At 42.5% G+C, this 13419-nt stretch carries 11 protein-coding genes; 3 read left to right on the top strand and 8 right to left on the bottom strand.

The features are described from left to right. Positions 1-12: 12 nt before the first annotated feature. The 5 genes from ACY3FQ_RS10390 to ybgC all read right to left on the bottom strand — a co-directional run bounded on the left by ACY3FQ_RS10390 (position 13) and on the right by ybgC (position 3979). Positions 13-764 (bottom strand): IS5-like element IS1301 family transposase gene (locus ACY3FQ_RS10390; protein ID WP_151532474.1). Its coding sequence is split into 2 segments (ribosomal slippage): positions 13-563 and positions 563-764, totalling 753 coding nucleotides; the frame shifts between segments, so codons are not numbered across the junction. 367 nt (positions 765-1131) lie between these two features. Continuing rightward, positions 1132-2391: a cell envelope integrity protein TolA gene (tolA, locus tag ACY3FQ_RS10385; RefSeq protein ID WP_201950873.1), complete on the bottom strand. Its 1260-nt coding sequence runs from the start codon at positions 2389-2391 to the stop codon at positions 1132-1134. A 3-nt stretch (positions 2392-2394) separates the two neighbouring features. Next, the gene (tolR, locus tag ACY3FQ_RS10380; RefSeq protein ID WP_004693872.1) at positions 2395-2847 is read right to left on the bottom strand and encodes a protein TolR; all 453 of its coding nucleotides are present in this window, start codon (positions 2845-2847) and stop codon (positions 2395-2397) included. Then, entirely contained in the window at positions 2847-3545 is a 699-nt protein-coding gene (gene tolQ / locus ACY3FQ_RS10375; RefSeq protein WP_004693871.1) for a protein TolQ, read from the bottom strand. Before tolQ ends, tolR begins: the two co-directional genes overlap by 1 nt. A gap of 26 nt (positions 3546-3571) precedes the next feature. Next, entirely contained in the window at positions 3572-3979 is a 408-nt protein-coding gene (gene ybgC, locus ACY3FQ_RS10370; protein WP_004693869.1) for a tol-pal system-associated acyl-CoA thioesterase, read from the bottom strand. A 220-nt stretch (positions 3980-4199) separates the two neighbouring features. Here ybgC and ACY3FQ_RS10365 point away from each other — a divergent pair, with 220 nt between their 5' ends. Both ACY3FQ_RS10365 and ACY3FQ_RS10360 read left to right on the top strand, forming a co-directional pair. Beyond that, complete coding sequence (locus ACY3FQ_RS10365; RefSeq protein ID WP_151836600.1) at positions 4200-4781, top strand: hypothetical protein; 582 nt, start codon at positions 4200-4202, stop codon at positions 4779-4781. A 76-nt stretch (positions 4782-4857) separates the two neighbouring features. Then, on the top strand, positions 4858-5646 hold the full coding sequence (locus tag ACY3FQ_RS10360) for a hypothetical protein (RefSeq protein WP_004693865.1): 789 nt from the start codon (positions 4858-4860) through the stop codon (positions 5644-5646). Between the two features lie 28 nt (positions 5647-5674). Here the strand turns inward: ACY3FQ_RS10360 and ruvB are convergent, their stop codons facing one another. From ruvB to ACY3FQ_RS10345, 3 genes are all read right to left on the bottom strand, one after another. Further along, complete coding sequence (gene ruvB / locus ACY3FQ_RS10355; protein WP_151836265.1) at positions 5675-6679, bottom strand: Holliday junction branch migration DNA helicase RuvB; 1005 nt, start codon at positions 6677-6679, stop codon at positions 5675-5677. A gap of 247 nt (positions 6680-6926) precedes the next feature. Continuing rightward, positions 6927-7529: a Holliday junction branch migration protein RuvA gene (gene ruvA, locus ACY3FQ_RS10350; protein ID WP_151836264.1), complete on the bottom strand. Its 603-nt coding sequence runs from the start codon at positions 7527-7529 to the stop codon at positions 6927-6929. A 125-nt stretch (positions 7530-7654) separates the two neighbouring features. Beyond that, complete coding sequence (locus ACY3FQ_RS10345; protein WP_151836263.1) at positions 7655-8995, bottom strand: deoxyguanosinetriphosphate triphosphohydrolase; 1341 nt, start codon at positions 8993-8995, stop codon at positions 7655-7657. A gap of 436 nt (positions 8996-9431) precedes the next feature. On the opposite strand from ACY3FQ_RS10345, the gene purL reads away from it, so the two are divergent. Then, positions 9432-13268: a phosphoribosylformylglycinamidine synthase gene (gene purL, locus ACY3FQ_RS10340; RefSeq protein ID WP_201950876.1), complete on the top strand. Its 3837-nt coding sequence runs from the start codon at positions 9432-9434 to the stop codon at positions 13266-13268. Positions 13269-13419: the final 151 nt, after the last annotated feature.

The raw sequence follows: 13419 nt of genomic DNA, 5'->3' as shown, positions 1-13419 counted from the left end.
TAGGGCGTGTCCTCAATTTAACTTAGCATGAATAATAGAGCAAGCCAAGTAAAGCATCGATTTAAAATTACGAGCTAATTTCTCATAGCGAGTAGCAATACTACGAAACTGCTTTAATCGTGCAAATGCATTCTCGACTAAGTGGCGTAATTTATAAAGGTAGCTATCAAAATCAGGGTTAGGTTGCTTGGCATTTTTACGCTTTGGTATAATAGCTTTCATACCGTGTTCTATCGCTTTATCTCTGATTTCTTGCGAGTCATACCCTTTGTCAGCGATAAAATACTGGGCTTCTTGTATGACTTCTATCAAGTCGTTTGCAACTTGACTGTCGTGCACGTTACCCCCAGTGACTTTAAAATCGAGCGGATTTCCATGCGAGTCCACACATAGGTGTATTTTTGTCGTGTTTCCGCCACGGCTTTGTCCAATTGCTCTATCGAAACCACGCCGAGCTCCACTTGCATGTTGATGACACCGTACATAACTTCCGTCGATGAATACCCATTCTTTGTCAATTTCTTTTCGTAGATCAAAAAAAAATTCTGCCACAAGCCTTTTTTAGACCATCGGTTAAAGCGGTTATAAGCGGTTTTCCATGACCCTAGCTCAGTAGGTATGTCTCGCCATGGTGCACCTGTTCTTAGCTTCCATAGTATGGCTTCCATCACGGTACGGTCGTTCTTCCATTGATGACAGCCGTGCGCTTTCATGGTTGTTTGTAATTGTTCCCATATGTTGTCAGTTATTGCGGTTCTCGCCATTGTTTGTGTTTGCCTATATTTTGTTGAAATATAGGGTTAAAATAGGGCTCTTTTGGGCTTATTCAAATTAGGGACACGCCCTAATATTAAAAGCATGAAATTATGACTGATCTGTTATAACACTGTGAAAAATGAGTAAGAATTAAGTCGTTTAAGCGTAAATGCAAAAACGCATAGGTAGATATGTGTGATAAGGGGGAGTGGAGGCTCGCTTGTATTGAGTGAAATATCGACTGAAATTAAAGACTTCACATCGATTACTATTGAGCATGGATACAGATTAAATGTATTTAAAATAAGTTATTTGAATATATAAAAGTACTGAGCTTTAGGCTAAAAAATCCCCTGACTGTTCAGGGGATTTGGATTATTTCGCAGTAAAGGATGAGGTAAAGCTTTGTGCTTGCCGGCGTGCTTCTGGATCTGAAGGCATTGGGTAGGGGGCAGCAGAACGAACAGCAGCTTCAACACTGGCTTTCATGTCAGGATCACTTGAATTGACAATCACCGAACGTACGGAACCGTTATCAGATAAGGTCACTCGCGCTGTTGCGGTCTTACCACTTGAGCCTGCTGGGGTATCCCAAGCGCGTTTAATTTTATTTTCAAAGTCGCGCTTAGCCGTTGAAGCAATTTGCTTGGCTTCAGCTTTCTTTTGCGCGGCTTCTTCGGCAGCTTGTTTTGCAGATGAAGCACGTGCTTCTTCAGCCGCACGCTCTTTGGCTTCGGCATCAGCTTTACGTTTGGCATCAGCAGCGGCTTTGGCTTTTTCGGCATCAGCTTTGGCTTTTGCGTCAGCATTTGCCTTAGCTTTATCAGCATCAGCTTTACGTTTCGCATCAGCGTCAGCTTTGGTCTTCGCAGCATCTGCTTTAGCTTTAGCATCGGCATTTGCCTTGGCTTTTGCATCAGCGGCGGCTTTTGCTTTGTCCGCATCGGCTTTACGTTTTGCATCAGCGGCAGCCTTGGCTTTATCTGCATCTGCTTTGGCCTTTGCATCAGCGTCTTGCTTCTGCTTTTTAGCGAGATCCGCTTTCTTTTGTGCCTCTAGCTTAGCTTTTTGTACTGCCTCTGCTTTTTTCAATGCTTCTAAGTTTGCTCGGCGTTTGGCGTCTGCTTCGGCTGTCGCCGCTGCATCTGCTTTGGCTTTCTCAGCATCTTTAGCTTGCTCCGCTGCACGGGTAGCAGCACGTTCTTGCTGAGCTTGTAGTTTTTCAGCTTCTGCCTTTGCACGTGCCTGAATCTGCTGCTGTAATTCAGCTTTACGCGCTGCCGTTTCAGCAGCATTGGCATCCGCTGCTGCTTTTTGAGCGTCGACCTTTGGCACAATGGGTGTTATAGGTGGCGCGGTTGGGATAACAGGTGCAGGCTCTACAGCGGGCGGAGCAGTTTGTGTGATTTCTTTGGCGACATTTTCATGTGCTGTTTCAGTAAACTCTGTTTCTTCAAGCGTAACAGGCTTTAAGTCCTCAGGTTTGATGAGCACAGTTCTAATTTGCTTCGGTGGCTCTGGTGGTTTACTCATACCAAGATAAAGTAAGCCAACAACAGCAATCACATGGATACCAAAGGTAAATCCAAGCGCGATAGCTTTTTGTTTAAACGGTGGCTTTTTAAAATCTTTCATAAATTACTTTAATGGCTCTGTGAGTAATCCAACTTGGCTGAGACCCGCTTCTTGTAGACTGTTCATGAGCGACATGACTTCGCCATAAGAGCGTGACTGTTCACCTTCCACAACAACGGTTAAAGTTTTATTTTCAGCCTGAGCTTGTTGCTGTGCTTCACTTAAAATAGAGGTCAATTCAGATAAAGCCAAAGGTTCAGCTGAACTGTGTGTTTTATATTTAAGAAAATAGCGACCTTCTTTATCTAAGCTGACCATTGCAGGTGCATCTTTTGATTCAATGGGGTTGCCATTGGCCTGAGGAAGATCGACATTGATGCCGCTCGTAATCATGGGTGCGGTGACCATAAAAATCACTAATAATACGAGCATCACGTCAATATATGGGACGACGTTCATCTCACTTTTTAGTGGTTTCTTAATGCGCTCGAAGCGCCCTGAACGTTGAATTGCCATTAGTCATGTTCCTTAGTTTCACCCAAAGACTGACGTTGTAATAACGCAACCATTTCTTCTGCAAATAAAGCACGATCGGAGTAAACCGTTTCGCCTTTTCCTGTGTAATGGTTAAATGCCAATACCGCAGGAATCGCTGCAAATAAACCAATCGCTGTAGCAATGAGGGCTTCAGCAATACCCGGTGCAACCGTTGCAAGGGTGACTTGATCTACGTCTGCTAAACCGATGAATGCATTCATGATGCCCCAAACGGTACCAAATAAGCCAACATACGGGGCCACAGAACCAATGCTGGCCAAAGCACCTAAGCCTTGTTCAAGTTGGCTTTGGTCACGACTTAGACCGACGCGTAAAATACGTTCTGTGCCTTCAATGGTTTGTGCTGGAGCAGCATTGCGTTTTTTTAGTTTTAAAAACTCGCCTAAACCTTGATAAAAAATATCCTCAAGGCCGACACGTTTGGAGTTAAGTTGCGCATTGTTATACAGCGTATTCAGTTCAGCACCTGACCAAAAAATTTTTTGGAAATGGTCATCGTCTGCCTGTGCTTTTTTATAACTCATGTGTAACTTGGCAATCAGATACCAGCTAAACAGCGAGGCCAAAAGTAAAGCCAGCATTACCAGTTGTACGACTGGGCTTGCTTGTAATATTAGATCTGAAACTTGAAGAGATGATTCGAGTTGAGTTGCCATAGTTACTACATGTGCCAATAATTTTTTTAGTCTTGTCCTAATTCTTTTAGAATCAGTTCGCGGATTTCATCGGGAAGTCGACGTGGTTTCATTTCTGAACTGATACATGCCAATTCGACCTCACCAGATGCAAGCATGATTTCACCACGATAAATATTTTGTTGCAACACAAATGACGTAGCCTTACACGAAACAACACTTGCTGTAACAGTAATTAAATCATCCATTAAAATTGGACGTGAATATTTCACATTAATTTTGTGTACAACGAAGTTATAGTCTTTTTGATGCCAGTAATGATCTACACCAGAAGCACGTAACCACTCGGTACGGGTACGCTCCATAAAGCGAATATGATTGGCGTGGTAAACAATGCCACCTGCATCAGTATCTTCAATATAGACACGAATGTTGAATTCAAATTTATTCGCCATGAGAGTATTCCGTTTTCCAGTTGTACGAGTCGATTTAGATTGACTTGGCGCTTTTATATTTAAGGACAGGGTCTTAAAATTGGTGCACGTCAAAGTACTAATGCGTCGCAGTTTAGCATTATGAGATTTCACTCCAATGGCACAAGATGTCAAATATTGTGATTCATGACTGTTGGGGAAGTTGAGCGCAGTATGGCTATAAAAATATAAGGATAAGGGAATGAATGGTTATTTTAAGCTGCTGCTTATTTTGGCTGTGGCATTTGCGCTGTGGACATATTGGCTTAAACCTGAGCAAGGAAGCAGAAGTTTAGAGTTATATTCACCGACTGAAAATGTACAGTACGTTGAAGGCTACACAATTACTTCCTTAGAACCATATGTAGGAGAGTTTCGTGTGTTGGCGCGTGAAAACTATAGGATGGGTCGTGAAGCAGAGCTGAGTCCTGTTGATTTTGCTTTAGGTTGGAATGAGATGGCGAAGCCAGAGGTCTATAAGCAACTATCTATTACACAAAGTAATCGTTGGTATTATTGGCGTTATGAGAACAATCCACCCATTCCAGTAAATGACATTGCCTCGAGTAGTGCCAATACGCATTTGATCCCAGCCAATAAAGTTGTTGCACAAAAACTTGCAGATATTGATGTGGATGACATGGTTTATTTAAAAGGGCAACTGGTTGAAGTTAAGTCGGCTGATGGTTGGAAGTGGCGCAGTTCACTGAGTCGGACAGACACAGGAAATGGGGCGTGTGAGTTAATGCTGGTGGAGGATGTGAGAGAAATTTCTTCTTTATAAACCTTACTTTGTGTTCAAGCCTATTTGAAGTTTAGTATGATAAAGCCACTTGATAAGTTAAAAATAAGTTTGAAATATGCCTAAGCAAGATTCTAACGATATAGTAATTCAACTTCCTTGGACAGTGCCTCAACAACCAAGTGTGCAAACAATAGTTTTCCAGCAGCCTGCTAAAACACATATGGAATTAAATGCTTCTACAGACAAAACGGCTATTTTGTCTTTTGCACTTTCTGTTGTGATTGCATTAGCTTTAGGTGGCTTAGCTACTTGGTTGGCATATTGGTATGGACGAAAAAGTTTTGATTTAACGAAGCAGTCTTTTGATGCGGTAATTAAGCAAATAGAAAGTTCTGAAAGACTAATGATGGAATCAAATAGTAATTTAATTGAAAATCAATATAAACAATTACTTATGAAGAATAAAATAGATGGTTTTAATAAGGATAGAAATGAATTTAAAAGATTGGTAGTTGATTTTCTAACTGAGGCGGAAAATTTATCAACATTTATTGGATTTACTGCGATGGAAAGTATAAAGATTGATTTATCAAAGCATGTTCAAAAGGGTACGTATGGTTATGAAATATATAAAGAACTCCAAGGAAGATTGAAAAATATGCAGGCTTTAAAGGTGAAAATATCATTTGAAGTTTTTTACTATACTGCTGATTTTCAAACTGAGGTAAATCTAATTTTAAGAGACATTGTTTTAGATGGTGCTTTATTAAATAATGCTCTATTACGTAAAAGTAGTACATTGCAGGAAGACATTAAAGCATATAGAAATCACATTGCAAAATTTAAACTCATTGCAAAAAAACTTTTAAAAAATGAGATGGTTTTAGATAAATTCATAAACTAAGCCTATTTTTCAGGCTTAGTTTTTTTGCTTAATGTTTCGGCTCAGGTGGTGTCATACCAAACTGCAAATACGCCATATTGGTGGCAATACGGCCACGGGCTGTCCGCATGACATAACCTTGTTGAATCAAATACGGTTCAATCACGTCCTCTAATGTACCTGAGTCTTCAGCCATCGCTGCTGCCAAAGCTTCTACACCACCAGGGCCGCCATCAAAACGTTCAAGTAACATACTCAAATAACGACGGTCTAAAGTGTCTAAACCATCTTTATCGACATTGAGCATATCGAGGGCACGCTGAGCCATGTCTTGTGTCACCTCACCAGTACCTTTGACTTGCGCATAGTCACGAACTCGACGTAGTAAGCGGTTTGCAATACGTGGTGTGCCGCGAGAACGACGTGCAATTTCTGCTGAACCTTCACGCGTAATAGGTACATCCATCAAATTGGCAGAACGAGTCACAATATGCGTCAAGTCACTAACTGAATAGAACTCAAGGCGTTGCACAATACCAAAACGGTCACGTAAAGGAGAAGTGAGTAGACCTGCGCGTGTGGTTGCGGCAACTAAAGTAAAAGGGGGTAAGTCGAGCTTAATTGAACGAGCCGCAGGACCTTCACCAATCATAATATCGAGTTGGTAGTCTTCCATGGCTGGATAAAGAATTTCTTCAATCACGGGAGAAAGACGGTGGATTTCGTCGATGAACAGCACATCACCTTCTTCAAGGTTGGTCAGCATGGCTGCCAAGTCCCCAGCACGTTCCAATACTGGGCCGGAAGTCGACTTGAGGTTTCCCCCCATTTCACGCGCAATAATATTGGCAAGTGTAGTTTTACCCAGTCCTGGCGGACCAAAAATTAAGGTGTGATCAAGGGCTTCACTACGACCACGTGCTGCGCCAATAAAGATTTCCATTTGTTCACGAACCACGGGCTGACCGATGTAGTCATCGAGTGAGGTCGGGCGGATAGCGCGGTCGATATGATCTTCGGGTTTTTCGGAACCACCGATGAGACGGTCTTGCATATAGTTAAATCAATCTCTGGCTAAACTTTCGAGGCACAGCCTCAAATTATGATTTGTGTTTAGGTACCATTGTGTAGGCATTGCCTTACTTTTGAAAGATCAAAATGAGGGCTTTTAAATATATTTAAAAGTCCGCAAGTAAATCTTGTGTTGGATTGAGGATATGTCCTTATATCCCAATCCAACATGGCGACATCCATGTCGCCTTCGTGTATCCAATTTAGGTGTATTGGTGTGTCTATTTGAATTATTTATTCATCGATTTGAGTGCAGCACGGATGATGTCGCTCGCCTCAGTAAAATCACCTTTTGCAGCATTGACCAATTTCTGTGCTTCTAAAGGTTTGTAACCTAAAGATTGTAAGGCCGCTTCAGCTTCTGACACGGCAGAGTTGCCTGTGAAATGGATTTGTTCAACGGTTGAGTTGCTTGGCACTGTGCCTGAAGACATCGCTTTAAAGCGATCACGTAGTTCGATCATGAGGCGTTCAGCGGTTTTTTTACCCACGCCCGGTACTTTAACCAGTGTGTTGATATCTTCATGTTCGACAGTATGAATCAGCATATCGACGCTGAGCGTGGATAAAATACCTAAAGCCATTTTAGGGCCGACACCATTGACCTTTAACAGCGTGCGGAAAATGATTTTTTCTTGTTGATGCAAAAAGCCATAAAGTAGTTGAGCATCTTCACGCACTGCAAGGTGCGTCCATAAGGTGATTTTCTGACCTTTTTGTAACTGGCAAAATGTGGTGAGTGGTGTATCAATTTCATAACCGACACCATTTACATTTAAAAGTACGGTGGGTGCTTCTAGTGCGAAGACTTCACCAATAAGACATCCGATCATGTTGTGTGATTCACTTTTTATCAATGGTTACATAGTAGTGAGCATTGCGCAGAAAGGCAAAAGGCTCACGGAAAATTGAGTTGAGGTTGATGGCTTTATCATCAAACTGGATGTTGATGACACATTTAAATCAATCCTGCCTTATTGCCTTGTAACTCTTGAGACAAGTTATACGCTTGGTGGTCTGAAAATTTAGAAATAATATCTAAGACCTGCATGATATTTTCATAATGGTTGCTACCAAAGTGCGCACCAGAACGACATAAAATAGCCATTAAGCGTTGTTCTTTAAAACTTAATGTTTTATGCGGTGTTGTCAGCGGAATAAAGGCATCTAAAATGTTTTGCAAACTTTGATGGGCAATAATTTCCAAACCCGCTTTTTGTGGGTGTTCAAATATTTTATCGCGGGCTAAATCCTTTGCACGGTTAATGCCTAACTCAATATCAGCAGCACAGTATTGCAGTAAGCTGCCGGCCAGTTGTCCGCGTAAAATTTCAAAATGATGCTTAGCAAAAGCCGATGTGACTTCTTCAACCAGACGTTTCATCACGCGCCCGCGCAGGGCTGCAATTTTTTGCTGCCATGTAGTATCTGGCATCGACAGTTCAGTTGGTGCGCTATATTCACCAAGCAAGCTTAAAAAAATCGGTTCAACTTCTTCATAAGACAACATGTTTAAAATGATGCCATCTTCAAGATCAATCAGGGCGTAGCAAATATCATCTGCGGCTTCAAGTAAATAAGTTAGCGGATGACGGCAATAATGATATTCACCCAGTTGAATCAGTCCGAGTTGTTCAGCGATTTGTTGCAGGATTTCTTTTTCTGCCTGATAGCAGCCAAATTTGGCACGTTTACTGGCAGGAGTATTGCCTTGTGATTCGATGGTTTTCGATAGCCACGGATATTTTAAGTAAGCTCCCAACGTTGCATAGGTCAGACGCATGCCACCATCATTAGGGTGATAGTCAATTTTAGTCAGTAAGCGTAGACCTTGGGCATTACCTTCAAACTGACGCACATCGGCTTGTTCTTCTGCGGAAAGTTTCTCTAAAAAGTTGCCATGTGATGCATCGTCAAACCATTCACGAATAGCATATTCACCCGCATGACCAAACGGTGGGTTCCCAATATCATGTGCTAAACAAGCAGCTTGAATAATGGCTCCAACATCGGCAGGGGAAATCCACATTGGTAATTCATCTTTGATCTTTTCCGCTGCCAGCATGCCAAGAGAGCGGCCAATACAGGAGACTTCAAGCGAATGCGTTAAACGGGTGTGAATGCCATCGTGTTGAGTCAGAGGATGGACTTGGGTTTTTCGGTTCAGTTGGCGAAAACTTTGAGAAAAAATAATTCGGTCATAATCTTTGTGAAATGGGCTACGTGCCAATTCGGTATTTTGTTTTTTACTTCCAATACGAACTGTTGAGAGCAGTTCCAACCAACGCATTTGCATCATTTATCGTTATTCAGTGAGTTATTGGCTTCATCATGCCAAAAAAGTGTGACGAGCTCTAGAGGGCTGCGACATAAGTTGTCTTTTAATTTATGCAGTATTAAGTTTTCAGAAATAGAACATCTTAAAGCAGTCATGTTTGTTCTAAAGGAGGCTATCGACTTCGTTATTTGCAGCTTAAATATCAATTGAAAATGGTTTTTAGAATCGAATCAAAGCCTAAAAGTCGGGCATCTTTTAAATTTATCCCTTAAAACATTTGTTACTAATCATGTTTGATTTTTAAAGTCAAAGTAAATTGATCTTTTAAAACAAAGAAATCTCACTTTTTTAAGTCGTAGACGACTAGCTGATTTTGGCAATACACAGTAGAATATGCGCTCTCTTCAAGTCACATTGAGGTAGGTTGTCTAGACCTGCCCGTGGAGCCAAAAACAGCATGTTTATCGTTGCCGGTGCACCTGCACACTCTTCTTTTAAGCAAACACAACTTTTAACACGTCTATCGTCTATCAGTTCTGTTCAATCAATAGAAAGCCAATGGGTTTACCTTTTCGACCAAGCGCTCGACGAGCAACAACAGCAATCTGCTTTGCAGCTATTAAATGATGGCGCAACCTTCCAAGTTCGCGAAGCGACAAGTGATGAAGTTCAAGTCCTCGTGACGCCACGTGTAGGCACAATTTCGCCGTGGTCATCAAAGGCAACGGATATTTTTGCTAACTGTAATACCCCGATACACCGCTTAGAACGCGGTGTTTTGTTTACTTTAAAAGGTATTTCTGAAGTATCGGATGCAGTAAAACAAGTTTTACATGACCGTATGACTGAAAGTGTGTTCAATCAAATTGAAGACGCGGCTGCATTGTTCTCTGAAACTGCACCAAAGCCTTTAAATGCAATTGACATATTAGGTCAGGGTAAAGACGCTTTAGTAAAAGCAAACTCTGAGTTTGGTTTTGCACTCTCTGATGAAGAAATTGATTATTTGGTTGCTGCTTTTAACAAGCTCGGCCGTAATCCACACGATATCGAACTGATGATGTTTGCTCAGGCAAACTCTGAGCACTGTCGTCATAAAATCTTTGGTTCTGAATGGACAATTGATGGTGAAAAACAGCCATTGTCATTGTTCCAAATGATTAAAAACACCTATAAAGAATCACCAACAGATGTATTGTCGGCATATAAAGACAATGCTTCGGTGATCGTTGGTTTTGATACTCAGCGTTTCTATCCAAAGAAAGATGAAGCGACTGGTCACCACGTTTATAAATACAAGAGTCAAGCGGCTCACATCCTGATGAAAGTGGAAACGCATAACCACCCAACAGCGATTGCGCCATTTGCGGGTGCTGCGACTGGTTCGGGTGGTGAAATTCGTGACGAAGGCGCAACAGGTCGTGGTGGTAAACCCAAAGCAGGTTTAACTGGCTTTACAGTGTCTAACTTAAATATTCCCGGTTTTGAACAGCCTTGGGAAGAAAACTACGGCAAACCATCTCGTATGGCATCTCCGCTTCAAATTATGATTGAAGGCCCACTGGGTGGTGCTGCGTTTAACAACGAATTTGGTCGTCCTGCATTAAATGGTTACTTCCGTACATTTGAACAAAATGTCAATGGCGATGTAAAAGGCTTCCATAAGCCAATTATGATTGCTGGTGGTTACGGTAACATCCGTCCAGACCACGTGGAAAAAGATGCGATTCAACCGGGTGACTTATTGATCGTCCTTGGTGGGCCTGCAATGCTGATCGGCCTTGGTGGCGGTGCGGCATCTTCTGTAGACAGCGGTAAACTCGGTGAAAACCTAGACTTCGCTTCTGTACAACGTGAAAACCCTGAAATGGAACGTCGTTGCCAAGAAGTGATTGATGCATGCTGGCGCATGGAAGACTTCAATCCAATCGTGTCTGTGCATGACGTGGGTGCAGGTGGTGTCTCTAATGCAATGCCTGAACTGGTGAATGACCACGAACTGGGTGCGATTCTTGATTTGCGTAAGATTCCATCGCTTGAACCGGGCATGTCTCCAATGGAGATCTGGTCAAACGAAGCGCAAGAACGTTATGTGTTGGCGATTCGTCCAAGTTCTTTAGAATTATTTGAATCATTATGTGCACGTGAGCGTTGTCCGTTTGCCGTTTTAGGTGAAGCAACTGAAGCGCGTCAATTGACGGTGAACGATCCATTGTTTGATAACAAAGCCGTGGATATGCCAATGCAAGTCATGCTAGGTGGCACACCTCGTATGAGCCGTTCGTATGAAACGATTGAACGTCAAGGCGACGACTTTGATGCATCTAAAGTCACAGATTTAAAAGATGCGATTTACCGTGTACTTAAAAATCCAACGGTTGCATCGAAATCATTCCTGATCACCATTGGTGACCGTTCAATTACAGGTATGGTTGCACGTGATCAGTTTGTAGGTCGTTGGCAGGTTCCTGTTGCAGATGCAGCAGTGACTACAACAAGCTTACAAGGCTACACAGGTGAAGCAATGGCGATGGGCGAACGTCCACCCGTTGCCTTGTTAAATCCTGCGGCATCTGCACGTTTATCGGTTGCAGAGTCGATCTCGAATATTATGTCTGCAAAAATCGACCAGATCAGTGACATTAAATTGTCTGCAAACTGGATGGCGGCAGCAGGACAGAAAGGTGAAGACCAAGCTTTATTCGAAGGTGTAAAAGCCATCGGTATGGAAATGTGTCCTGCACTGGGTATTGCAATTCCAGTGGGTAAAGACTCATTGTCTATGCGTACGACTTGGAATGACGAAGGCGAAGACAAATCGGTGACTTCACCGATGTCAGGCGTGATCACTGCATTTGCACCAGTTACGGATGTACGTAAAACTTTAACGCCTGAATTGAAAAATGAAGAATCAATACTTGTCCGTATTGATCTTTCTAAAGGTCAGTTCCGTCTAGGCGGTTCGATCCTTGCTCAGGTCTATAAAGCGATTGGTTCAGTGACACCAGATGTGGATAGTTTTGACGACTTCAAAGCATTCTTTGCATTGGTTCAAGACTGGAATAACCGCGGCTTAATTAAGGCTTACCACGACATCGGTGATGGTGGTTTGCTTGCAACTGTTGCAGAAATGATGTTTGCAGCACGTCTCGGTGTGGCTTTAGAAGATCAATCAACTGCAAGTTTATTTGCAGAAGAAATTGGTGCAGTGCTTCAAATCAGCGCGTCTGATTGGGCAACACTTGCAGACGAAGTTGCGGCATCTACATTACGCGATGCAATTGCGGTTATTGGTACGGTAAACAACACCGATCAATTGATGGTAAATGGTTTAGTGCTTGAACGTGCAGATTTGCAAGTGGCGTGGACTGAAGTATCACATCAAATCCAGCGTCTACGTGACAACGTAGAAACAGCGGATCAAGAATTTGCATTAATTACGGACAAATCACATGCAGGTATTATTGCAAAACCAACATTTGATTTGAATGAGCCAATCGAAGCGCCGTACATCAACGAACGTCGTCCAAACATGGTGATCTTACGTGAACAAGGCGTAAACGGTCATGTGGAAATGGCTGCTGCATTCGACAAAGTTGGTTTCAACACTGTAGATGTGCACATGAGCGACTTGCTTGCAGGTCGTATCAGCCTAGATGACTTTGAAGGTCTTGTGGCATGTGGTGGTTTCTCTTACGGAGACGTAATGGGCGCTGGTGGTGGCTGGGCGAAATCAGTTTTGTTCAACCCGAAACTTCGTGACCAATTTGAAAAATTCTTCAACCGTGACGAAACGTTCTCTCTTGGTATTTGCAACGGCTGTCAAATGTTGTCGCAATTGGCACCACTGATTCCGGGTGCTGAAGCTTGGCCACGTTTTCACCGCAACACTTCTGAGATGTTTGAGGCACGTGTGGTCAATGTTCGTGTTGAAAAATCGAACTCTGTATTGTTAGAAGGTATGGAAGGTTCAATCCTGCCGATCGCAGTTGCACATGGTGAAGGTCGTGTGGTGACAAGCGCGGATAACTTGGCTGCATTAAATACAGGTAATCAAGTAATCTTGCGTTATGTCGATAGCCAAGGTAACCCAACTCAACACTATCCAATGAACCCGAATGGTTCACCAGAAGCGATTTCAGGTGTCACATCGAAAGATGGTCGCGCAACGATTATGATGCCGCACCCTGAACGTAACTTCCGTGCGGTACAGCATTCTTGGAAGCCTGAAGATTGGACAGAAGACGGTGCATGGTTACGTATGTTCCGTAATGCACGTAAGTTCATTGGTTAATCTGAAGTCTGGGTTTTGAAAAGCCACCTTCGGGTGGCTTTTTTATTGAATCGTTTTTTATTTTTTTAATTCTCCCGCTGAAGTTGGTTTAGATTTTGCTTTTATATTTATGTAAAAGTGATATTGTGTAATAAATGCACAAATATCATGC

The organism is Acinetobacter sp. AB03 (assembly GCF_058107045.1).
Note: the sequence above shows the minus strand (reverse complement) of the source record. Positions and strands in the feature narration are given on the sequence as shown.